This window comes from Alkalihalobacterium sp. TH-98, from assembly GCF_057473385.1.
Window position 1 is genome coordinate 16,624 of record NZ_JBYCKM010000011.1, and the last position, 22,517, is coordinate 39,140.

The 22,517-nt window shown below is 37.8% G+C and carries 29 protein-coding genes, 1 riboswitch and 1 other annotated feature; of the genes, 23 read left to right on the top strand and 6 right to left on the bottom strand.

The window, feature by feature from the left end:
• Window positions 1-19: 19 nt before the first annotated feature.
• Window positions 20-517, bottom strand: coding sequence for a DUF4188 domain-containing protein (locus AC2VNP_RS05425; protein WP_486916374.1), 498 nt, complete (start codon window positions 515-517; stop codon window positions 20-22).
• Window positions 517-1,074, bottom strand: a complete 558-nt coding sequence (locus AC2VNP_RS05430; protein WP_486916375.1) for a PadR family transcriptional regulator — start codon at window positions 1,072-1,074, stop codon at window positions 517-519. The genes AC2VNP_RS05425 and AC2VNP_RS05430 overlap by 1 nt, the downstream gene beginning before the upstream one ends.
• 278 nt (window positions 1,075-1,352) lie before the next feature.
• Between AC2VNP_RS05430 and AC2VNP_RS05435 the strand changes: the two genes are divergently transcribed.
• From AC2VNP_RS05435 to AC2VNP_RS05510, 16 genes are all read left to right on the top strand, one after another.
• Entirely contained in the window at window positions 1,353-1,775 is a 423-nt protein-coding gene (locus AC2VNP_RS05435; protein ID WP_486916376.1) for a hypothetical protein, read from the top strand.
• A 53-nt stretch (window positions 1,776-1,828) separates the two neighbouring features.
• Window positions 1,829-2,230 carry an ASCH domain-containing protein gene (locus AC2VNP_RS05440; protein WP_486916419.1) on the top strand — a complete coding sequence of 134 codons (402 nt, stop codon included), beginning with the start codon at window positions 1,829-1,831 and terminating at the stop codon, window positions 2,228-2,230.
• Window positions 2,231-2,411: 181 nt separating this feature from the next.
• Window positions 2,412-2,648 carry a DUF3953 domain-containing protein gene (locus tag AC2VNP_RS05445; protein WP_486916377.1) on the top strand — a complete coding sequence of 79 codons (237 nt, stop codon included), beginning with the start codon at window positions 2,412-2,414 and terminating at the stop codon, window positions 2,646-2,648.
• Window positions 2,649-3,017: 369 nt separating this feature from the next.
• Window positions 3,018-3,473, top strand: coding sequence for a hypothetical protein (locus tag AC2VNP_RS05450; protein WP_486916378.1), 456 nt, complete (start codon window positions 3,018-3,020; stop codon window positions 3,471-3,473).
• A 180-nt stretch (window positions 3,474-3,653) separates the two neighbouring features.
• The gene (locus AC2VNP_RS05455; RefSeq protein WP_486916379.1) at window positions 3,654-4,070 is read left to right on the top strand and encodes a DUF350 domain-containing protein; all 417 of its coding nucleotides are present in this window, start codon (window positions 3,654-3,656) and stop codon (window positions 4,068-4,070) included.
• A gap of 1,345 nt (window positions 4,071-5,415) precedes the next feature.
• Entirely contained in the window at window positions 5,416-5,694 is a 279-nt protein-coding gene (locus AC2VNP_RS05460; RefSeq protein ID WP_486916380.1) for a hypothetical protein, read from the top strand.
• Window positions 5,695-5,802: 108 nt separating this feature from the next.
• On the top strand, window positions 5,803-6,171 hold the full coding sequence (locus AC2VNP_RS05465) for a hypothetical protein (RefSeq protein ID WP_486916381.1): 369 nt from the start codon (window positions 5,803-5,805) through the stop codon (window positions 6,169-6,171).
• A gap of 58 nt (window positions 6,172-6,229) precedes the next feature.
• On the top strand, window positions 6,230-6,766 hold the full coding sequence (locus AC2VNP_RS05470; protein ID WP_486916382.1) for a hypothetical protein: 537 nt from the start codon (window positions 6,230-6,232) through the stop codon (window positions 6,764-6,766).
• A gap of 738 nt (window positions 6,767-7,504) precedes the next feature.
• On the top strand, window positions 7,505-7,666 hold the full coding sequence (locus AC2VNP_RS05475) for a hypothetical protein (protein WP_486916383.1): 162 nt from the start codon (window positions 7,505-7,507) through the stop codon (window positions 7,664-7,666).
• A 112-nt stretch (window positions 7,667-7,778) separates the two neighbouring features.
• The gene (locus tag AC2VNP_RS05480) at window positions 7,779-8,045 is read left to right on the top strand and encodes a hypothetical protein (protein ID WP_486916384.1); all 267 of its coding nucleotides are present in this window, start codon (window positions 7,779-7,781) and stop codon (window positions 8,043-8,045) included.
• A 182-nt stretch (window positions 8,046-8,227) separates the two neighbouring features.
• Window positions 8,228-8,413, top strand: a complete 186-nt coding sequence (locus AC2VNP_RS05485; RefSeq protein WP_486916385.1) for a hypothetical protein — start codon at window positions 8,228-8,230, stop codon at window positions 8,411-8,413.
• A gap of 121 nt (window positions 8,414-8,534) precedes the next feature.
• Window positions 8,535-8,900: a hypothetical protein gene (locus tag AC2VNP_RS05490; protein WP_486916386.1), complete on the top strand. Its 366-nt coding sequence runs from the start codon at window positions 8,535-8,537 to the stop codon at window positions 8,898-8,900.
• Between the two features lie 40 nt (window positions 8,901-8,940).
• Window positions 8,941-9,483 carry a GNAT family N-acetyltransferase gene (locus AC2VNP_RS05495; protein ID WP_486916387.1) on the top strand — a complete coding sequence of 181 codons (543 nt, stop codon included), beginning with the start codon at window positions 8,941-8,943 and terminating at the stop codon, window positions 9,481-9,483.
• 183 nt (window positions 9,484-9,666) lie between these two features.
• Window positions 9,667-10,083 (top strand): HIT family protein, encoded by a 417-nt coding sequence (locus AC2VNP_RS05500; protein ID WP_486916388.1) that lies wholly within the window; start codon window positions 9,667-9,669, stop codon window positions 10,081-10,083.
• A 45-nt stretch (window positions 10,084-10,128) separates the two neighbouring features.
• Complete coding sequence (locus tag AC2VNP_RS05505; protein WP_486916389.1) at window positions 10,129-10,407, top strand: hypothetical protein; 279 nt, start codon at window positions 10,129-10,131, stop codon at window positions 10,405-10,407.
• The gene (locus tag AC2VNP_RS05510) at window positions 10,365-10,766 is read left to right on the top strand and encodes a hypothetical protein (protein ID WP_486916390.1); all 402 of its coding nucleotides are present in this window, start codon (window positions 10,365-10,367) and stop codon (window positions 10,764-10,766) included. The genes AC2VNP_RS05505 and AC2VNP_RS05510 overlap by 43 nt, the downstream gene beginning before the upstream one ends.
• Window positions 10,767-10,844: 78 nt before the next feature.
• Here the strand turns inward: AC2VNP_RS05510 and AC2VNP_RS05515 are convergent, their stop codons facing one another.
• Window positions 10,845-11,045 (bottom strand): alpha/beta-type small acid-soluble spore protein, encoded by a 201-nt coding sequence (locus tag AC2VNP_RS05515; RefSeq protein WP_486916391.1) that lies wholly within the window; start codon window positions 11,043-11,045, stop codon window positions 10,845-10,847.
• A gap of 205 nt (window positions 11,046-11,250) precedes the next feature.
• Window positions 11,251-11,473, top strand: a binding site (T-box leader).
• Between the two features lie 48 nt (window positions 11,474-11,521).
• Here AC2VNP_RS05515 and AC2VNP_RS05520 point away from each other — a divergent pair.
• The 3 genes from AC2VNP_RS05520 to AC2VNP_RS05530 all read left to right on the top strand — a co-directional run bounded on the left by AC2VNP_RS05520 (window position 11,522) and on the right by AC2VNP_RS05530 (window position 13,178).
• Window positions 11,522-11,977 carry an HIT family protein gene (locus tag AC2VNP_RS05520; protein ID WP_486916392.1) on the top strand — a complete coding sequence of 152 codons (456 nt, stop codon included), beginning with the start codon at window positions 11,522-11,524 and terminating at the stop codon, window positions 11,975-11,977.
• Window positions 11,970-12,773: a PP2C family serine/threonine-protein phosphatase gene (locus tag AC2VNP_RS05525; protein ID WP_486916393.1), complete on the top strand. Its 804-nt coding sequence runs from the start codon at window positions 11,970-11,972 to the stop codon at window positions 12,771-12,773. Before AC2VNP_RS05520 ends, AC2VNP_RS05525 begins: the two co-directional genes overlap by 8 nt.
• A gap of 201 nt (window positions 12,774-12,974) precedes the next feature.
• A complete protein-coding gene (locus AC2VNP_RS05530) occupies window positions 12,975-13,178 on the top strand; it encodes a cold-shock protein (RefSeq protein WP_275120653.1) in 204 nt (67 codons plus the stop codon).
• 772 nt (window positions 13,179-13,950) lie between these two features.
• Here AC2VNP_RS05530 and AC2VNP_RS05535 read toward each other — a convergent pair.
• The gene (locus AC2VNP_RS05535; RefSeq protein WP_486916394.1) at window positions 13,951-15,030 is read right to left on the bottom strand and encodes a Gfo/Idh/MocA family protein; all 1,080 of its coding nucleotides are present in this window, start codon (window positions 15,028-15,030) and stop codon (window positions 13,951-13,953) included.
• A 1,098-nt stretch (window positions 15,031-16,128) separates the two neighbouring features.
• Here AC2VNP_RS05535 and AC2VNP_RS05540 point away from each other — a divergent pair.
• Both AC2VNP_RS05540 and AC2VNP_RS05545 read left to right on the top strand, forming a co-directional pair.
• Window positions 16,129-16,341 (top strand): DUF1540 domain-containing protein, encoded by a 213-nt coding sequence (locus AC2VNP_RS05540; RefSeq protein ID WP_486916395.1) that lies wholly within the window; start codon window positions 16,129-16,131, stop codon window positions 16,339-16,341.
• Window positions 16,342-16,559: 218 nt separating this feature from the next.
• Window positions 16,560-16,638, top strand: a riboswitch (ZMP/ZTP riboswitch).
• A gap of 177 nt (window positions 16,639-16,815) precedes the next feature.
• Window positions 16,816-18,018: a phosphoglycerate dehydrogenase gene (locus tag AC2VNP_RS05545; protein WP_486916396.1), complete on the top strand. Its 1,203-nt coding sequence runs from the start codon at window positions 16,816-16,818 to the stop codon at window positions 18,016-18,018.
• Between the two features lie 362 nt (window positions 18,019-18,380).
• Here AC2VNP_RS05545 and AC2VNP_RS05550 read toward each other — a convergent pair whose 3' ends face one another.
• Together AC2VNP_RS05550 and AC2VNP_RS05555 are read right to left on the bottom strand one after the other, a co-directional pair.
• A complete protein-coding gene (locus AC2VNP_RS05550) occupies window positions 18,381-18,917 on the bottom strand; it encodes an RpnC/YadD family protein (RefSeq protein ID WP_486916397.1) in 537 nt (178 codons plus the stop codon).
• 2 nt (window positions 18,918-18,919) lie between these two features.
• Window positions 18,920-19,207 (bottom strand): hypothetical protein, encoded by a 288-nt coding sequence (locus AC2VNP_RS05555; protein ID WP_486916398.1) that lies wholly within the window; start codon window positions 19,205-19,207, stop codon window positions 18,920-18,922.
• 433 nt (window positions 19,208-19,640) lie between these two features.
• Between AC2VNP_RS05555 and AC2VNP_RS05560 the strand changes: the two genes are divergently transcribed.
• Both AC2VNP_RS05560 and AC2VNP_RS05565 read left to right on the top strand, forming a co-directional pair.
• Window positions 19,641-20,915 carry a M20 family metallo-hydrolase gene (locus tag AC2VNP_RS05560; RefSeq protein WP_486916399.1) on the top strand — a complete coding sequence of 425 codons (1,275 nt, stop codon included), beginning with the start codon at window positions 19,641-19,643 and terminating at the stop codon, window positions 20,913-20,915.
• Window positions 20,916-21,783: 868 nt separating this feature from the next.
• Window positions 21,784-22,371: a DnaA N-terminal domain-containing protein gene (locus AC2VNP_RS05565; protein ID WP_486916400.1), complete on the top strand. Its 588-nt coding sequence runs from the start codon at window positions 21,784-21,786 to the stop codon at window positions 22,369-22,371.
• Window positions 22,372-22,517 lie beyond the last annotated feature (146 nt).

Here is a 22,517-nt window from a genome sequence, read left to right on the forward strand (position 1 = left end):
TATCGTGCCTGAAGTTCTGCTAGGGTTTAAGCTTATTTTTTTCCTTCGATCTAAGTCGTTTACGAGCAGAATTTTGTTCGGAAGTAATGGGATAATGGTTTAACGCTTTTCCTAGACCGTATTGCGGCATATTTCCATAAATAGACTCGTATTCTCCACTTTTTAGCTGATACGTTTCATGATATATACCAACTGCCTCATTGTTCCCAATCTTTTTATTAAAATTCTCCCAAGCTTTCATATGCTTCTCACTACTAGCATAGGCAAGCAAATCTTCCACGGATCTCCAATATTGAATCATCGCAGTCGTCCTTAATCCGAAATAGCTTTCCATCGATAAAAAACCTAAAGTATCCTTATTGGTGTAGAGCTCTTTAATCATTCCTGGCATCGCGTTAAAAACGGGCACCCACTTATGCAAAGCCAATGGTTTGTTAATTCTCATTCCAATAATAAAAACGACGATATCTTCTGTATTTTCAGTTGTATAACGCCCAGTAAAAATAGGACTAGCCATTAGAGTCCCTCCTTAGTTACAAGTTTTTCAAGTGTCGCATTACACCACTCTAATGCGGCCTCAGTCACTCGCTTTCCATAATCTAACGTGATCAACCAATACTTTGCATCTTCTTCGTTATCATGGTGGTTCAAAATTGAATATTCGATTGTTACATATGTTTCGTAACGTTCTTCTAATTTTTGTTTGTAATTTTTGATCAGCAATCGCGACTGTTCTTCGGTTTGATACTGCCCAAAAAACAATTTCAACAATATTTCATTTCGCTCCATAGGAAGTTGTTCGATCGGTTGCTCCAACCAGTCTTTTAACGTCTCCATTCCTTTTGACGTGAGGTAATATTCTTGTCGATCTGGCTTTCCTTGATTAGAAACCGTTTGAACTTCGGCTAATCCTTCTTGAACAATGAGTTTCAAAGTTGGATAGATTTGTCCATAACTGATCTTCCAGAAATGGTTTAAGCTATTATCCATTAATTGTTTAATCGCGTAACCCGTATTACAACCGGTAGTTAAGATACCTAAAATCGCATATGTTGTATGATTAAAATTTTTCAATGTCATCACCTATCTAAAAGATATATATCATTTAGATATATAATAACGAATGTTGGAAATAATTACAAGAGGTGTTTTCTGAAAAAGGAAGATGAGGATTTAAAGTAGGAAAAAAAACTTTAGCTGAACCAAGTTTTGGTTATGGAGAACTTTTAATAAAATTTAGTCCAAAGAGATATATGGAAAAAAATAGTCCAACCATTGGGGAAGTGATGTTAAGATAAAGAAGAGTTTACTTCAAAAAAAGGGTATTCAATACCGGGTCAGGAGTGTTTCATTTGAAAAATTTTATATTATTGTTAGTTTGTTTTTCTTTGCTTGCAGGCTGTTCCAATTTAGAGAAAGCTAAGGAAATTAGGGTTCTTGGTCAAATGAAGCCTGATCATGAAAGCCACCATCATTTATATGCGTTTTGGAGTGTTATTCCTGATGAAAATTGGGAAGAGACCGAAACGGACGAAGAGCTTAGAAGACAGTTTGAACTCTACTTTTCCTTTGATGTTCCAGTGGGAAAACTACGTGTAATTTCATATCTGTTTGCTGATTCTGGTCACTTTAAAGATTATGTTGAAGTATTAGATATAGAGGAATTCCCAACTTTTATTATATTGGATCATGAAGGAATAGTATTAAGGACCACTAATGTAAATGAACTTTTAGATTTTATTCATGCTTTACCGGATACGGAGTACGATGAGTAATTGGGAGTTGGTACTGCGATTATTTTTACGAGAGGTGATTTGTGATGTCGGAATTGAAAATACAACCTTATAAAATGGTTTTTGGCTGGGAAAATGACAACGGAATTGGCGAGAAGCTAATCCAACAAATTTTAATAGGGGAAAAAACAGCTACTTGCGCCCCAAAAGAAGAGTATTCAGAAGATGAGTTAGAGGAAATGTTCGAGCCAGTTGGTAAAGTATTCACTGTGTTTGATAAAGAAGGGAATGCTAGATGTAATGTTAAATTAAAGGAAGTATTTGAAACAACATTTGGAAATCCAGATCTACGACTAGTACGAGGAGAAGGAAACGGGGAGGACATTAAAACGTTTCAAGAGGAACATAAAGCTGCTTGGCAAAATATTGGGATCGAATTAAAAGAGGAGACCGTATTAGTTGTTGAGTTGTTTGAGTTGGCAGACGGGGTATTATAACGTAAAAGGCAGGTCAGTTCTTCGATTTTGAGAGGGGCTCTTTTACTTATCAGAACGGATAGAAATTAGTTCAAAATAAACCAGAAAAGGGAATTTTCATCCAATACATGATTACATATGTTACGATTGATAGAAGAAAGAAGGATTATAATTTCATCCAGACGGGTTCAGGGGGAGAGGTATGCTAAAAATATTGAGACTGTTTTTGTCTATCGTAGTGGTCGTATTAGCAGGTTTTATGTTACTAACTCAAAACTTTGCGTTTATGTCTTATCTAATGCTGCTATTAGGTGCTTCTGTATTACTGACGGGAGTCTTAGAACTTAAAAAAGATAAATATGCCTTTATGGGTTATTTGAATATTTTTGCTGCATTGTTTGCTTTTTATGTTTCAATTCAAGGCTTTTTATTAGGTTAAAGGTGCGGCTCCTCTTTTGGCTAAGTGATGTTTAGTTACTAATAAAACGAAGATTTAAATTGGTCAGTATAAGCGCAGAAGATCTGCGCTTTTTTTGCGTGCACTATTAATCATGAGTCAGTCGATTTATATTCACACCTCCTCTCATTATAAAAATTGAGGATAATTATTCTTTTCCAATCCAATTAATTTTTTACAAAAAGGAGATAATAGATGAAGTATGTGAACGCCGGACAACTGCGGACAAATACAGCGACGCACGGAATGTTTATTTCAAAGAAAATTTCTCCATCAAGTTACGTTAATAACGACCGCAAATGATATATGAAGTGTTTATTAATACTTTTAACCTTCAAAAGAGGTGTTAACATGAAGAAGCCAAAAACCGATAAGCTATTAAAAGGATTGCTTAGTTCTAGTGTGGCGTTTGTAGGATTGACGGCTTGTTCGCCTGGACTGCCGGATGAATTGTTTACCACACCAGCTGAGCCTGATCCTCGTGCTCAACCGGATCCTAACCTGTTGCCATCGCCCGAGGAGGCGGATTGTGATACGTGGACGTGGGACGAAGAAGCTGAAGGCTACCAATGTGTGGAAGAGGGCAATGTGCGCTATGGCCATTATTACTATGGAGGGATGTGGTTCCCGACTATGGCAGCCTTCTTAGCTGGGAGAGCATCAGCAGGAGGAGGCACACGGACGAGACAGCCTGCCGTAACACCACCGCGTACGGATGGCAATGTGAATCAACCTACTCAACCAAGAAATCCAGAGGCAACTAATCCTCGTTCAGGTATGGGTGGAGGAGGTCGCTTCGGCGGCTAAGAGGCAAAACTTTTACACAAATATCTTGTACGTTGAAACTATGTTACAGAAACTGAAAAAAGATGCTCGCGTTTGAAGTGTATTAATAAAAAATGCAAGTGGATTCGGAAACTGTTTCAGTGCACAAATTACGGATTAATCTATTATATTTCTTACCTTTCGGGGTGAAAGGAGAACGACATGGATTTGAGCTATTATCTTCAAACATTGGACCACTTTTTGATTTATTTAGCAGTATCGCTCGTTTTATTTATCATGGGAACGTATATTTTTAAGTGGATCACACCCTATTCGGAGCGCGATCAAATTCGAAGCGGTAACTCGGCGGTGGCCTTAAAACTCTTAGGCAAAATGGCAGGCCTCGTCGTCGTGCTGCAATCTGCCGTCCTCCACGCGATCAACCTAGTTGATTTAGTGATTTGGGCTTTTATTGCTATTATTGTTCAAATTGTTTTACATATCGTCATCGAATATGTGTTTACTCGAAATACAAACTTGGCAAAAGAAGTGGAAAATGGCAATGTCGCTGTAGGTCTGTTTCTTGGCGGTGTATCGGTGTTAGTCGGAATAATTGTTGCTGCTAATATTAGCTTTTAAGAAGCCCGATATCTGAATGTACCTTACCGATCTTTATTCGCCCGAAAAATTTGAGTTTTAGTGTGCAGTTGAGGTAAATATTAGGAGAACCCGTAAATGATTGGCTTGCTTTGGTGAGCGATAGAGGAAAAAATTAGGAGAACCCGTAAATGAATCACTCGCTTTCATGTGCGGTAGAGGAAAATCCTAGGAGAAACCGTCAATGAATCACTCGCTTTCATGTGCGGTAGAGGAAAATCCTAGGAGAAACCGTTGACGAATCACTCGCTTTCGTGTGCGGTAGAGGGAAATTCTAGGAGAAACCGTTAACGAATCACTCGCTTTTATGTGCGGTAGAGGAAAATCCTAGGAGAAACCGTTAACGAATCACTCGCTTTCGTGTGCGGTAGAGGAAAATCCTAGGAGAACTCGTTAACGAATCACTCGCTTTCGTGTGCGGTAGAGGAAAATCCTAGGAGAAACCGTTAACGAATCACTCGCTTTCGTGTGCGGTAGAGGAAAATCCTAAGAGAAACCGTTAACGAATCACTCGCTTTCGTGTGAGGTAGAGGTAAAAACTAGGAGAAACCGTCAATGAATCACTCGCTTTCGTGTGCGGTAGAGGAAAATCCTAGGAGAAACCGTTGACGAATCACTCGCTTTCGTGTGCGATAGAGGAAAAAATTAGGAGAACCCGTCAATGAATCACTCGCTTTCATGTGCGGTAGAGGAAAATCCTAGGAGAACTCGTTAACGAATCACTCGCTTTCGTGTGCGGTAGAGGAAAATTCTAGGAGAAACCGTTAACGAATCACTCGCTTTCGTGTGCGGTAGAGGGAAATATTAGGAGGAACCGTCAATGAATCACTCGCTTTGGTGTGCGGTAGAGGAAAAAACTAGGAGAATTGGCACACCAATCACTCACTTTGGCGTCCGATAGAGGTAAAAATCAGGAGAAATCGCTAATAGGATGCGTATATTTAATGTTATTAAATGGTGTAACCCGCTACTTAACATTGGATTTGCATCTTTCATAATAGTAGTGGTCACTCACTTTTTTTAATCAATTTAATTTAAGCAAACACGTATCTGCACTTGATAGATGCGTTTTTTATTTACGTTTTACTTTTATGGCGTAAATAAAGTATGAATTGAGTATAAGCTTTTTATAAAAAATTGAAACGTAAATTAACCAGGTGCTTTAACACAGCCGTGTTTAGAATTAAAAATTCTATTGAAATAATAGGTAAAATATGACATTGTTAAGGTAGCTGCAGTGTGATGGTTGCAACGGTCAGCAGGTCGACTTAGAGCATCGCTTTCATTGTATAAGGAACGATGCAAAAACAGGAGAGGAAAGAATAAGATGTTCTTATATTTAATTTTTATTTTACTACTAATCAGTTTTGCCTGTTTTAAACAAGGGAGAAAAGAGCGAAAAGGATTAAGGCTTACGCTAAGTATAACGTTGGCTATCATGTTACCTTTCATCTTGGAAGGAACTGCACATAGTTTGGAAGAGGCCCAAGTGATTGAAGGAACACCGCTTATTTTACTATTCTTTGCATTACCTATTATCTTTTTTACCTCATTTCAGCTTCTTTTTTATGAAATTGGAAACATGTCCAAAGGAGAAAGACCATGACCATCAGCTATTATAGAGACGTAATTAGTTATAGACGTTGCTAATTAACTAGCAATACAGTTCCAGCAACTGGATATAGGTATAAGAAACTCTAGGAAGGGGGAAGGCATGGAGATTTTTGCTACTTTACTTGTTTTTGTGCTTTGTATAGCGATGAACTTTATATTTATTAGAATATTTTTGTCAGGTTCTTTTGGATCGAATGGAATGCTTAAGTTTCTATTTCTCTTTTTCATTGCAGGTTTTCTAGGTGGGACTATTCTTTACCTGTATTCTAGTTTCGGAATTGACACGGAAACATTCGGCAAGGTAGGAATAGCAGCTACTGCCGTTTTTCTGTTTTGGGTAGAAAGAAAGAGGGCAATTAATGAAACTATTGATCACGACAAGCCGCTTGATCGATTATCTAGAACTTTACTGTATAGTGCTTCAGGGTTAGTGATCCTACCATTCGTTATAAATTTTATAGTAAAATAAATTAGGATTATAGTTAGTTTAATAACCACTGTGTATTTAAATGTGAATGGGGGGGCCTATGAAATATTTCATTCTACTATTAATTATGAGCATATCAGTAGCTTGTTCAAACGCAACGACTGAAAAGGAAACGACTGTTTCGGTTGACGATGGCGATGTAGTTGCAATTGTTAAGGGAGAAGAGATTACGCTATTAGATATTCGTTCGTTATACAATGTGCCTGACGAAAAGATCGCGATGATGGTCGAGAATTTTGTAAAAGAAGAAATTATGGTGTTAGAAGCAAAAAAAATGGGAATTGATGTTTCCAATGAAATGGAAGGCTTTGAATTAGCTTTTCCCTTTGGAGACACTGGAAATGAAGACTTTTTTGAAATTCAAGCAAAGTATCTTAGTATTACAAGCAGAGAATATTATGATGTTTATTTTAAAGAACGCCTCGAACGTAATGCCTATGTGAATAACTTAGTCAACGAAGTCTTAGATCTATCTCAATATGGAGCGGATGATACAGCGCTGCTCGATGAAAAAATCAACGAGTATATTGACGGTCTTCTGAATGAGTATAAAGAGGAGATTGAGATTTTACTTTAATGTAGATGCAATGCATTGTACTTAGGCCTTAGAGAGCGATTTTCTAGGGCTTTTCCTATGTAATAAGAGCCAACGATTATAGAAACGAAAGAGAGGTTAATAGGAAAAATGAGCAGAGTCAACCAACGGAATGTTAAAGTATGGTATCGTAAAACATGAATTTCAGAGAAACTTGAGGTGGATATCATGCTTTTTATTGTTATGGTTATTATATTTTTCTGCGGATGGGAATTTTCCAAATTAAGAAAACAAAATGAGAAAATCATAGAACAAAATTATTTAATCTTGAATCTCTTAGGTGAAATTAAAAATCAAAACAAGCAGTGATAAAGTGGAATCGCTATAAAAGTATAGTAGTGATGGAATAGTTGCATCGGCAACTCGTATTTAATCGTGTTTTTAACAGGCGTAAAAACAAACATAAGATTGGGGAAGTAACGTAATGGAATTATTGACGGGCATAGCCATTATAATTATACTCTTCATTTCATCGAGTATGATAGAAAAGAGGCTAAAGAATATTGAGAGTCAAAACAATGAAGTCATAGAACTATTGAAAGAAATTCGCGATAAAAAGTAATAATTGGTTTATTTAAAGAAGGTGGTGCTTATTCAGGGCATCGTCTTCTTTTTTCTAGGGGAGGTTTTTATGTTGAGTTTTCCTCTCATTAAATTGGAAATTTATGTTACTATTTAGTTATTGAATTTTTTTGAGATACTGGGGAGGGGGAGGACAATATGTTTCCTAAACACTTAATTCAATACATCACAATTGGTGGTGTCATTGGTTTCTTTTTCGGGGGAGTCTGGAATGGTATTAGTGCCATGGTGTTAATTTGGATTGCTGTCAGATTTGAATATTTCATTCTTACGTATGAGAAAAAGAATTTTAAATCATAAAAAAATGAGTCTATTACTCTTCAACAAGTGAATGCGCTCATCCAAGGAGAATTTTTTAGATGTAGCAATAGAGCTGAGGTGGGGTTACATAACGTTAGAGAGGAGAAATTAAGTGAGTAAAAATTTAAAGAAACTATGGATTACCCTATCCGTTATTTGCTTTTTGATTGGAGTTGCCGTCTGGATGCCAAACATTCTTTTAGAAAAAGCTTATAGCTACTACCTTTTGACGTTTGTGATCAATCCAGTAGGTATTTTATTTGGGTATAAAGGTAGAAGTAAGGGAGCAATGATTAGCAATCTTGTGATGACGAACAGTTTCTTTATTCTGATGTTCGTCGGGTATTTAATGAACGCTATCATGGGAGGACAGCCATAAAAATTTCGTGTTATAAGCGTACAATCCCATATGATCCTATTTAGAAACTACTGAGAACGAAGTAAAATGAAACTTCTCCGGCATTTTTTCGTAAGTCATAATATACTTTATTGTTGAAGTGAGAGCTGTAGTAATAATGATATTTACAAGATCAAACTTCATTCATTACGGAGGTGCGAATATTGATTTGGCTCATTGTTATAGGTATTGGGTTATTAAGCATTATTTATGTCGCTCTGGAGGTTGCAACATACGAAGATCAAGGTAAAGGTGGCAGATATCATTTAAAAAAGTTAAAGAGCGCTCTGTTATGTACCTTTGGGTTTGTTGCAGTAGCTGGTCTTATCTTCTATGTGTTTTTTAATTAATTGTACATGATATGGAAGTGAACAGACAAACACTTCAACAACTAAGTTTATTGTCTGTTGAAGAGCGGGGCAAGAGTGATTGTGTATACAATCTACCAAAATAATTAAAGGAGGTTTCGTTTTGAGGCAATTCACGGTTATATTATTCTTAGTGTTATTCCTCTCTGGATGTAATTCTACCCAGTCCCTGCCTGAAGAATTAGAAGAACTACGCCCAAGCACACCGGGTCAATACTATATTATTGGTTTTCAAAAAAATGATTGGGAATTAGAAGAGCTGCAAAAAGAAGTTGAGCGTTTTATTGAAGATGAGACAGTAGTTGGGGTATCCATGTTTTATAAAGTGACAGAAGATCATAATGTCGTTTTGGAAAAATACAACTTTAATTTAAGTAGCGGGTTTGTTGTATTGGAATATGAAGGAACACCTTATTATGTATCTAGTTATTCAGGCTTTGAAAGTACAAGAGAAAAAGAGACGCAGTAAATCAGTGTTTTACAATGAACTTGAATGGGGAGGGCTGCTCATGACCTATGATGATCAAAAGAAAACAATTACTACTCGGAGGTTGCTGCTAAGATTGTTTCAAACATCTGATGCTGAAGCGGTTGCTAAGCTTTGTAATAATTATAATATCTATAAAAATACATTGTACTTGCCGTATCCATACACAAAACAGGATGCATTAACATGGATGGAACATCATCTTGAGAATTTTAATGCAAATAAATCCTATGAATTTGCGGTTACAGATAAGGAAACAGGAGAATTATATGGAGCTATAGCGCTATCTCACAATCGAGCGTTTCATCATGGTGAAATCGCCTACTGGATTGGTGAGGAATATTGGGGACATGGATATGCGACTGAAGCCGCTCAAGCTATATTACAATTTGCATTCATTGAAAAGCAATACCATAAAGTATTTGCTCGTTACTTTCAGTCTAATCCAGCTTCAGGAAGAGTGCTGCAGAAGTTAGGCATGAAACAAGAAGGAATATTTAAAGAACACGTGATAAAAGAAAACCGCTACGAAGATCTAGTGTATTATGGGATTATTCATTCGTAGGTAGGTAATGGCTGACTCGAAAGGACACGTAAAGTGCTGGTTCGAGTTGGTTTTTTAAATAGGGGACTGTCTTATCCAATGGGTACCGATAACTGAATAAAGGTTATCGCATTACTATTGTAGAACAGTATAGCTAAAAACAAAGCCCCAAATGACAACTAAAAATATAGGGGGCATGCGAAGATGGACAATTGTATCTTTTGTAAAATAATCTCTAAAACTGAAGATGCCTATATAATTTATGAAAATGATTATATTTGTTGTTTTTTAGACAAATACCCTATTAATAAGGGACATATCCTTGTTGTTCCTAAGAAACATTACCAAGAGTTTAGCGAGGTTGATAAGGATAGTTTGGCAGAAGTAATCCTTGCATCCCAACAAGTTGCAAGTGCTCTCGAAAAGTTACTCAACACAGATGGAATTACTATTATGCAAAACAATGGAATATTTAAGGATGTTGAACATTATCATATGCATATTATTCCTCGTTATAAAAATGATGGATTTTCTTGGGTAGAGCCAGAGATTGAAGTTTCCCAAGAAGATTTTATGTCTTTAAGTGCTGATTTAGGTAACGTTTTAAATACAGGGTATTAAGAACAATGGTGAGAGCATCTTGAGGGAAGGAGACCTAATGATGAGATGTATTATAAATTCGTTCTTCCTATTATAGTTGCAACTGTATTATTTGGTTGTCAGTCAGACACGATCGGACCTGGGGCTGTACAACCTCCGTTTGATGCTGTTTCATCAGATTTTGAGTTTAGACAATTTCAACTACCTCATGATTGGGATATCGTCATTCTCGCAGAACAATTTCCGGTAGAGTCCATTGTTTCTGGGTCGATTAAACTGCCGATCAACCGAATGAAATCAGGATGGTTTTTGGAGAGAAAAGTAATACGAATGAGTACAATTTAACTGAAATAAACGAAGAAGAAGAAGAAGAAGAGAGAGAAGCTAATTTTAGGACTCTTTATCGCTATTCAGAAGATCATAGATACGGTGAGATAGCAATCATGAAAATTCAAGAGCCGGTTGAAGACGAAGAAAATGCATTAGCACAAACCGTTTTCCAATCATTCGCTGAAATGCCTTATATCGAAGTACACGGAAAAAAAGTGTATTACTATATTTGGGATGGAAGAGATAACCCCATGTTCTATCTATGGTTCTCCGATGATAAAAAATACCGATATAGCTTTGGCCTTATAGACAATGAAAGACTTACGATAGACGATGCAATGCCTATTTTAGAAAAACTTACAATTGAACAGTAAAAAATGTTGAGAAAGACCGCTCAATGCATTAGCAAAAAGCGGTCTTATTTGTGGAGGGTTTGTTTGTCCTACTAAAACTTAACGGTGACCGCCAAGTTGTTGTTCAGCCATCTGAACTAGACGTTTCGTAATTTCGCCACCTACAGAACCATTGGCTCTTGAAGTCGTATCCGGGCCAAGTTGTACCCCGAATTCAGAAGCGATTTCATACTTCATTTGATCCAGTGCTTGTTGCACTCCTGGTACTACTAGTTGATTAGAAGATCGATTGTTTGCCATTGTAAATCATCTCCTTTCTAAGTTGTAAGTATATATTTTTCAACTTGTCCTTTATTTATTCGAAGTTGAAACAGGTAATTTTATCCATTGTATTGAGCGCACCTAGTGTGAAACCGAGAGAAACATTTTGTGTAAAAGATATATTGAAAAATCATTGACTGAATCGTATGAAAATTGTATTATAAGTAAAACTTTTCCAAAAAATTAAAACGCAATGATTAGGAGTAGTAAGGAACGATTATTGTCCAGAGAGCTGCCGGTTGCTGAAAGGCAGTCAATAATTTCCCCAACTCGCCTAGGAGTGGTTAGACTGAAGAGGTAGGTCTAAACGGTTGACTGCCGTAATCCAGTTTTGAGAGGGTTTGTGCTGAAACGAGGCAAACCAAGAAGAGTGGTACCGCGTACGGATTAATCCTGTCGTCTCTTTATGAGATGATGGGATTTTTTAGTTCTGAAAAAGAAATGGGGGGATTTCTGTGAGTGAAAGTTGTTTCATTTGTAACAAGCATAAAGGTAAGTTACAAACAGCTGGAAGTGTCATTTACGAAGATGATTATGTATATGTCGGGCACATTGATAATAATGGAAAGCCCAATTATTTAGGTCATCTTATGATTGATTTAAAAAGGCATGTCCCGACTTTAGCCGAGATGAACGCTGAAGAAGCAAAAGTTTTTGGCGTTATGATGGCTAGACTAAGCCAAGCATTAAAAGCAACCGAGCAAGCAGAGCATGTCTATGCTTTAGTGTCTGGTAATGCAGTCCCACATCTTCATATGCACTTAGTCGCTCGCTATCCGAATACCCCTGAACAATATTGGGGCCCGTTTGCGGTGCATGATGCGCCTAATGCGAGGTTAGGGAGTAATCATGAAGTTACTGAAGTTTGCGATAGAATTAAATGTTTTTTAGGGAGCAACGAGTATGAGTAATAACACATTTTTTAGCTGGGTTGGCAGCCAAGAAACTTTTGTAGATGAAATCAACATTTGTCACTTTGAACACGTTGTTTTGGGGCGTTTTGGTGGGAATTCAAGTGCTGGTCAATATAAAAATGAAGACGGGTGCCTCGTTTGGGTGGATAAAAGTCGAGATCTGGAATTCGTCGTACTTTTAGATGCCCACGATACAGTCCAAAGCGCTGAATTGGTCTTAAATACGATCCGATCTCTTAAAGATGAACTGTTAACAAGCTTTACCTTACCAATAAAAGAGACATTTAAAAGTGTATCCAACATACTCCTAGAGACTTTTGAGAGTACTGGATTTAAAAAAGCTTGCCAAAAAATCCAAGGCGAAACGGCTTTTCTATGTGTCGTTAGAAAAGAGAAGTATATTTGGTGGCTCTCTGTTGGCGATTGTGCTTTCCATTTGCACCACCCAGAATTAGTTATTTTAGGAGAATACCAACAAAATCAGCGAAGTTTTTATGAATGGATTGGCAAAACGAATACATTTGACTTAGAAGTTCCGTGCTACAGTATAGGAACAAAAGAACTGCGTCAAGGTAAAAATCATCTATTGTTAACAACCGATGGTCTAATTGAATGCCCAAATGGAAATTATAGCGATCCGAGAGAAATCTTTCGTCGCTTTGAAAGTTTAACAAATGAGCGGGGAGTGATAAATCTGTTAACGGACATAAAAGAAAAAAACGTCCGAGACAGCACAACGATTTTATCCTGGTTTGTTGATAGTAAAGAGGGTGGGTCCCTGCCAAGCGGATGATTTTCGAGCAGACTGAAAGAGCCCTTCCAATCTTTAACGTAAAATTAATTTGCTTTTCCAGTTTTTTTCTGTTATTCTAAGTAAGAATTATTTTTGTTCGGTTGGTAAACAAAGAGTTAGTTTTAAACTTTTCGCCTTTGATATCTATTTGAGCAATGATAGTAATAAATCGTGGAATGATCCACACAGGAGGAAACAAACATGCAACAAGGTACAGTAAAATGGTTTAACGCAGAAAAAGGATTCGGATTTATCGAAATCGAAGGTGGAGAAGACGTATTCGTACATTTCTCAGCTATCCAAGGCGAAGGATTTAAATCATTAGACGAAGGCCAAAAAGTTACTTTTGACACAGAGCAAGGTCAACGCGGTCTTCAAGCTACTAACGTAAAAAAATCTTACTAATAATAAGTATTGAAAGGACTCTTTTGTGGAGTCCTTTTTTATTTGCCCAATAGACAGTGCAAGTACAATAAGGATGACTGCGTTGTATAAATTCCATCGACTACAAGTACTAGGGACCAAAACCTTGAATGATGTGCGGTCGAGGGAGAAATTAGGAGAAAGTGTGAACGAAACGGGGCGAATCGTGAGCGGTAGAGGGAAAATTTAGGAGAAAGCGTGAACGAAAAGCCGGGAATGGTGAGCGGTAGAGGGAGAAATTAGGAGAAAACGTGAACGAAACGGCGCGAATCGTGAGCGGTAGAGGGAAAATTTAGGAGAAAGCGTGAACGAAACGGCGCGAATCGTGAGCGGTAGAGGGAAAAATTAGGAGAAAGCGTGAACGAAGCGGCGCGAATCGTGAGCGGTAGAGGGAGAATTTAGGAGAAAGCGTGAACGAAACGGCGCGAATCGTGAGCAGTAGAGGGGAAATTTAGGAGAAAGCGTGAACGAAACGGCGCGAATCGTGAGCAGTAGAGGGAAAATTTAGGAGAAAGCGTGAACGAAAAGTCGGGAATGGTGAGAGGTAAAGGGAAAATTTAGGAGGAAGTGTGAACGAAACGGCGCGAATCGTGAGCGGTAGAGGGAGAAATTAGGAGAAATGAGTAAGCAAAATCCCTGATTAGTGCACGCTAGAGGAAAATTGTGTACCCAAAACTCCTGAACTCTTGTAAGAAAGCCCCAGTTATAACTAATTAACTTAAATTAAAATTATCCATTTACAAAGCTTCTTATATTATAAGGTAATTTTTCTTCCTTCTTTAGCCGATAAACGGACAGCATCTAAAACCAATTGAACGTCATGGCCGTTTTCAAACGTCGGAACTTGCGGATGGACATGGTTGTCACGAATCGTTTGAGAAACCACATTTAACATCGGATAGAATGCTTGGTAATAAGATGAAGCTCTCGGCGAAAGGTTCGTAGGTTCTTCGAGTTTAGAAGGAAGTTCGACTTGTACTAATGCTTCGTTCCCGATCCCAACTTCAACACATGCATCATTTGTCATGAAGAGTGTTCCGTTGGCTCCAAATACTTCTAACCGCCACTGGTTGGGTTTATGTCGGGTAGCTGACGTTAATTCTACAGAAAAGGTTGTCCCAGTATTCAGTGTACCAGTGGTTTGAAACGCGTCTTCTGCCGTTCGCACTTCAGTTTCACCATCAATTGTAATGGATGGTACATGTATAGGCAGCTGTCCATAGATGTCCGTGACATTGCCGCCCGTCCACCATAGAAGTGAGTCAAACATATGTGAACCAATAGCCCCTAGCATTCCACCGCCAAATTGTTGTTGACCGAGCCACCCTCGTTTATTTGTGGTTAGGGATTGGTAGCCAGTGAAGGTACACTTATAGTTGATATGTAAAACATCCCCGAGTTGGCCGTTTTCTAGAATTTCCTTCACTTTTTGTCTTGCCGGTAAGAAGCGCCATTCAAAGTTTGTGAAAGCAAATACCTTTGTTTTATTTTTTAGTTCTAACATTTCCTTCGATTCTTTTGCGTCGAATGCCAACGGTTTTTCACATAAAATATGTAGGTTCCGTTTTATCCCTTCCATGGCCATTTCGTAGTGTAAGTAAGGGGCAGATGCAATTGAAAGAAGGTCTAGCGACTCATTATCAAGCATCTCTTTCCAATGATCATAGGCTGCTTCGACACCTGTTTCTTGTTTGACCTGTTCTAAATTTCCCCGGTGGACACTCGAAATCGCAACCACCTCAAAGTCAGGGTGGTGTTGCATAATCGGTGCATGAACATTTGCTCCAAAACCTGTACCTATAATTCCAACTCGAATTTTATGATGACCTTTCATTTTATCCTCCTCTTGTTTTAAGACAAATCACCTGTAGTAGTGGCATTTTATTTTAATATAGCTCTAGAATATCATAAGTTTTTCAGAAATAATAAAGGTTACTCTTCTTTAAACATCAAGGAGTGGATTTCACACTGCAGAAAGTGTTGTAAATAAAAAAACCTCCCTTTTAAGGAACGTTTATCTTTAACGGCTTGGATAGGAGGGTGTTGGTATGAGGCAGGCATTGTATTACAACCGAATCACTATTTGATTATGAAGCCTGTTCTATCTACACTCAACATCATTTACTTTGACATAATGCCAACTTATTAGTCGAGCTCTTGAAGTATGCAAACTTTGCACGCTCCCTCTTTCCTCGATGTAATCTCCATTTACAAGCACGATAAAGTCTTTGAAATGAGGATAAAACAAAATAACGTGGATGATACCATCGCTGAAATAAAGATGGTGAAGTAGCAAGAACCAATTCCTTTCATAAGATCCTTCTTACTTTGAACTTGATCACCAAACCAACTCGTCCTAAATGCGTTTCTTACGTTTTCGGTCTTTCGATAGTCACTAAGAAAATCCTCCCATATGATTTTTATAAACACGAAGGGAACAATCGTAATGACAAGTGTACTGAAGATTAATACAAAAAAGAAATAGTAATAACGAATGAAAACGGCCAGTCCAAAAAATAAAAAGACAGCGAGAAATAATAGAACAATCCCTTTTTTATCAGGTGAACATTCCATACTTTTTCCTTTCTTTTTGTGGTTAAAAATCTTTAGGCTCCCATAATAACGATAAACAAAATTAGCGCCATTACAACCTCCACGCAACCAATTTTGAGGATACCACTGGCAACTAATGATTTACAACAAATCAAAGTCCTTATTTTTACATAATATGTGAGTTTTTAATTCAAGTGGAATGTTTTTAATAAAGGGTCTTTTTCTAATGGAATTGGGAATTGAAAATAGAATATATAGTGTGAAGAATATCCTCATTATTCATCTTCACATATTTAATATCCTTCCATGAGTAAAAAAAATGCCCTTGCAAAAACTACATATTGAAACTGCTTTGACTTTAAAATAGGGGGTTTTTTACATGCCAAAAGTAGAAGTATCTTGTGCGATCTCCAACTGTACGTACTACGGGGAAGGGAATATCTGTACAGCAGAGAAAATCATGGTTGAACTCGATAATCATGCTAATTACAACACAGAAATGGCAGAAGACCTAACAGAAAAAAATCATCAAGATCAGGCGTCTCATTCAGCGGAAACCTGTTGTAAAACATTTAAACCGATAAAGAAATAAACGAAAAAACGTGCCATCTTTTAACAGGTGGTGCGTTTTCATTTTCTATTTGGCAAATAAATTCTATTAGATATGAAGTTGACTACATAATAAAAGGAAAATATTTGATAAATCATCTAATAAATAAGAAAGAAAAAATTTTTTGAAAATAAAAACGCTTACATCTAAAAAGGTGGTTGAAGGTCGTTAAAGAGTCTGATAAAATGAAATCAAATTTAAAGGCTATGTGTAACTGGCGAAACGCGGATAACCGTGAGGGAGCACATAGTGTCGCAGCCGTTCGCCTGGGCAGAGGTAAGGGAATTTCACAACAAGTTCCTTTACCTCTTTCTGTTTATTAGGAGGGGATTTTCAAGAGTGAGTATTTCTTAATTTCAGATTTTTATGAAAAAAGAAGAAAAAACACTTGATTTCATCTACGTTAAAGATTAATATTTTCAAAAAACATAAAAAACAAAAGGGGAGAAATGAACCATGAGCACAACTTTATTAAAGGACAAACAAAAAACGATTAAGACGTTAAATAATATTGCGGAACGCGGTTTAAGAGTTTTTAATAAGGAAAACTTTACAATTGATAACGATAGCGAAAATCCGGATGCGATCGTTGTGCGTAGTTTTAATATGCATAACTTAGAACTAGGTGATAACTTAAAAGCAATCGCACGTGCTGGAGCTGGGGTCAACAATATTCCAGTCGACAAATGTACGGAAAGAGGAATTGCTGTTTTTAATACACCAGGGGCAAATGCGAATGCAGTAAAAGAAATGGTACTTACTTCTCTAATGGCATCTTCACGTAACCTTTTTGCAGGTGTAGTATGGACGAAGTCACTTGAAGGTGAAGGCGATCAAATTCCGAAGCTTGTTGAAGCTGGTAAAAAGCAATTTGTTGGTAAAGAAATCAAAGGGAAAACGTTAGGCGTAATCGGTTTAGGTGCGATCGGTGCACTTGTAGCAAACGATGCGCTAGATCTAGATATGGACGTAATCGGTTTTGACCCATTCATCTCTGTTGACACAGCATGGAGCTTATCTCGTAATGTTCAACGTGCTATGACACTAGAGCAGTTGTACGCTGAAGCAGATTACATTACAGTTCACGTTCCATTAACAGATGATACACGAGGAATGTTTAACAAAGATACGTTTGCGACGATGAAACCAGGTGTTCATATTTTAAACTTCTCACGTGGAGAGCTTGTGAACGAAGCTGACATGGCAGAAGCGCTTGAAAGCGGAGTAGTAGGAAAGTACATTACAGACTTCCCGAATGAAAATGTGTTAAAAATGAAAAATACGGTTCCAATTCCGCATCTTGGTGCATCAACTCAAGAATCAGAAGAAAACTGTGCAGTTATGGCAGCTCGTCAAGTAAAAGAATTTTTAGAAACTGGAAACATCAAGAACTCTGTAAACTTACCGAATGCTTCACTTCCTTATACAGGGAAGAAACGTGTGGCAGCGTTCCACAAAAACGTACCAAACATGGTCGGTCAAATCACAACTGCCATTTCAAGCCACAACTTGAACATCGCAGACATGGTGAACCGAAGCCGTGGTGAATACGCGTATACAATGGTGGACATCGACAGTGAAGTAAACGGAAATACCATCCCTGCAATTGAAGAACAACTAAGACAGATTGAAGGAATGGTTACCATTCGCGTGATTTAATTTTTCTCTTGGTTTATGATTTCATTTCAGTAAACATAAGAAGGACCAATTCTAATTGTAGGATTGGTTCTTTGTTTTTGGACGTGATAGGGGGGAGAAGACAATGTAATGTAACGTTGGGAAAAGCGATCGAGTATTTCCCCTAATTCTTGGAGTGAACTTAATCCATTTTTTCTTTGTTTTAGAAGAAGGACTGCGTTATATGGGTCCAGTAGGTATAGGTCTTTGTTCAGGACTTTAATACGTATGTGTCCGTTGCACCTTCCGTTTAGGAATAAAACAACGAAAGAATAATGACTTAACAACAAACGAAAGGAGCACGTTGAATTCAGTGCTCCTTCTTACGAGTTTCCAAAGAAAGATTAAGAATTTACATCTGAATCAAGTTGTTTTTTTAGTTTCTCAATTTCAACTAGAGATAAGCCTGTTAGGTCGGAAATGTCGTGAGAAGGAAAGCCTTTGAGGATCATTTGTGTAGCAACCCGTTCTACCCCTTGGCCGATCCCTTGCTCAATTCCTTTTTTAATCCCTTGTGCTATACCTTTGTCAAAGCCTTTTTTCTCCCATGAAGTCATCAGTTCCATAATGTGCTTCACCTCATTATTTGGAATTTGAGTCAAAACCTTTTTTAGCTGTAGTTCTTCTTGTTTAGAAAGTTTGTGATACTTTTCAAAAATGCCATGGACTAATTTTTGTCGGGCCGGGTCTAATTCTAACGGGATAAGCATTCGTAAAAATTCAAACTTAATTTTCACCTTTTCTTGCGGTTCATAACCCATTTTTCCTAATAAAGCTAATGCTGCTGGATTCGGTTGGTTGATATAATCACGCCAGTTTTTCTGTTTCAGTTGCAGAGTTAGATATTGAAAGGATAATACATTTTTAAATGGAAAGGACATGATTAGAGAATTATGTTCTGTTTATTTTTATCATAACTAAAAATAGCAATGGGGACAATCGGACGCTTATATTTTTCATATAGCCTGGAGAAATAGAAGAACATACGTTGATGAAAGTCTTTATCATAAGAGGATTGATTTTCAATATGTACAATGATTATAGCATCTTCTCCCTTCAGTTTCGTTTCTACTAATAAGTCGACAATGCTTTTGCTACCTTCCAAAATATCTGTGAAAGTTGAAATTAATTCTTTAAACCAGCGATCATGATCGTTTCTTTCCTTTACCACTCGTACCACCTCATATAAGAACGTATGATCTTATTTTAATGCAGGAACACTTGTTTGTATATAGTGTACTGAGTGTAGGCTAGAATATTAATAAACTCTTTACAATTCACAAACTTTGTCAAGGTGAGTTGGAAAACCTTATTAATGGTATAAGCAGTAAGTGTTTTAGGAGATGGAAGTAAATAATCCAATGTGACAAGGTGACCAAACGGTTTACAATTTGTTTAAAATAGTAGAACTTTTATTTTACATTGTGTGAAATGTGAAGTGCGTTTATTTTTGCTATAATGAATCTAGAAATATGCAGTTATTACTGTGAAATCTTAGTCAGAGTATTCCTAATGAGCAGGTCATTTTTATTTTTTGTCTTTTTTTCTGAATATTTATAATAATCATTTTGTTCTAATGAAATCGATTTTGACAGGAGGAACATATGGGAAAATTGCAACCTGCAAAAAACTTACAAATTAATCATGATCGGTTGGAAAAAAGATTAAGGAACCTTGCGGAAATTGGACAGATTGAAGAAACAGGCGTAAGTCGCTTAGCGCTATCTAAAGAAGATAAAGAAGCAGTGTTACAAGTAGAGCAATGGATGAAGGAAGCGGGGTTATCGACGCGGATCGATTCGTTTGGAAATTTGATCGGACAATGGAAAGGAGAGGATGATACACAACCGATCCTATTAGTCGGTTCCCATATTGATAGTCAGCCGTATGGAGGGCAGTTTGACGGGACGATTGGTGTACTTGGGGCGATTGAAGCGGTCCAAACGATGAGAGAACAAGGTTTTCAACCGGAGAAAACGATTGAGGTCATTGCTTTTTCAGATGAAGAAGGGTGCCGTTTTGACAAAGGGTTATTTGGTTCACGAGGCATTCTCGGTCAATTGGAGGAAGGAGAATTAGATCGACAAGATGTAGAGGGGATTACTCGCCGCCAAGCCCTGCTTGATTTTGGCTGTAATTTAGATGAAATGGAACAGGATGTTTATCCAGGAGGACGAATTGGTTCGTTTTTAGAAATGCATATCGAACAAGGTCCAATCCTTGACCGCTTAAATCAGCCGGTAGGGCTCGTTACTGGTATTTCCGGTCCGCTTTGGTTAACGGTCGAGTTGAAAGGCTTTGCCGGGCATGCTGGGTCTGTTCCGATGTCGTACAGACAAGATGCATTAGTGGCAGCAGCAGAGATTATTACAAAGCTCCGTGAACTAGCGACCGAAGATCCTAACGCACCAACCGTGGCAACCGTCGGGAAAATCGAGTCGTTTCCTAATTCACGTAATATTATCCCAGAGCAGGTTCGTTTTACGATTGACCTTCGTGATATCCATATGGACCGTCGCAGAAGGATTGAAAAAAAGCTGTTTGAGGCGATCGATGAAATCTGCGAACGTCATCAAGTGACTAAAAATATTCGGGTCGATACCGAAAGTGATGCACGCTATTGTGCAACGGAAATAATGGATGACATCCGCGCAGCAGGTAAGGCATTATTTACCGAGCCTCTTCCAGAAATGATGAGTGGCCCATTCCATGACGCTTTAGCGATGTCCTCGATTTGTGATTATGGAATGATCTTCGTTCGCTGTAAAGATGGAATTAGTCATAACCCGAAAGAGAGTGCCCGCTACGATGACATTTCATTAGGCACAGAACTTCTCTATCGAACGATGCTGCTGAGGAGTGGGGCGAGGAAGGAGTAAGAAGAATTAACCGATTGGTCTCGGACGTTCGGTGGATCTTTTGCGAGGGATTTGGTGCGCGCAGGAATGGGTGAAAAAAAGTAATCTTTGCGGACTCACAGGCCCTTATTTCTGGCTAAAGCCACTCTATTTGACATTTACCGGACTCACAGGCCCTTATATTAAAGAATTTAGACTAATACTAGTTAAATATGACCAAATAAGGGCCTCAGAGTCCCCTTAGCATGTAATTTTGCTAGATTTATATGAAATAAGGGCCTCAGAGTCCTCTTAGCATGCAATTTTACTAGTCTATAGTGTAAAAAGCCGTCAGAGTCCTTCGTGGGAACTTAAACCAATTGAACTTTATGCTGAAGGAGTTTCGCTCGTATTGTCTCAAGCAAGGTTTAAAGTCTTCATGGACTGGTTACTATGCTCAGGGAAAGGCAATAAGAAGCGGCTCCAATTTAGTAAATCTGGAAGTAAGTTTGTAGAAGTGGCGTATGCTACGCATTATGTTAAAGAAACAAGGATAAATGAGTAAGTAGAAGAGGAATGTCAGCCATCTTAATTTGGGGACATTCCCTTTTTTTATTGGATTTGGGCTTATTGTTACTTTCTACTTGGTTTCTTGAATGGAAATCGGATCCATTGAAGACTAATAGAAGGCTTACTGCTAAGAAATATCAAAAATCTAAGGCCTTATATTTTGTATCTATAAGAAGGACAGACTCGTTTATTAAAACGTTAAGAAATTATAAATTGTAAGAAAAAAAGTAGATTCGACATAGCAAACAATTTAAAATTAAGTATAAGTGCAGGTAGTAACAAGTTTGTCGATGCAAAGTAATAATTTCACGGATGATTTCATGTGAAAGAAGGGATATTCATGAATAAAGACCAGCATTATTTAATGAATGGACGAGAGGAAACCGATCAAGACGAAGGTATAAACCAAAAAAAGTCCCATCCTTTAAAATTGAAATTGGAGCCGCAACTTGTAGATTACGATACAGCTCAATGTATGCTCCCAAAGAAATGGGAAATGCCAAGAAACGGGAAACTGCTTTATGATGACGGAGAGGTACAACAAGTATTGAAATTGCTCGTCTATCAATTAGGGGTCGAAAAGTCGCTAGATACCATTCCACGACACCTTATCGAACAATACTTGTCGAATTCACGTTCCCATTCAAAACCTGTTGAGAAGGTTGGGGAGGGGCCTGTAGAAGATGCTTCTGATTTGTTCAATGAAGTGTTAGCCGTTGCAGAAACGAAACTGTCAACACCAAGTTTTGAGACTTGGTTGGCTAATTTAACTGCATACAAAGAAAAAGATACAGATACATTGATCGTTTGTGCTAAGGACGACTTTCATCGGGAATGGGTAGAGGTTAGATACTGCAGTTTCATTAAGGAAATTGTAGAAGAATTGACTGGACGTAATTACTCTCTTAAGTTTGTGACAAGTTCGTAAACGGTGGGTGAAGTTAATTTTAATAATATCTATGTAAGGGGACGGCCTGTAGTTGTGGACCGTCCCCTTATTAGCTCTGCATTTGTCTTTAATTCGTTTGCTAGCTATGAAATACAAACTTGAACCAAACATCAATTTCAAGTAGT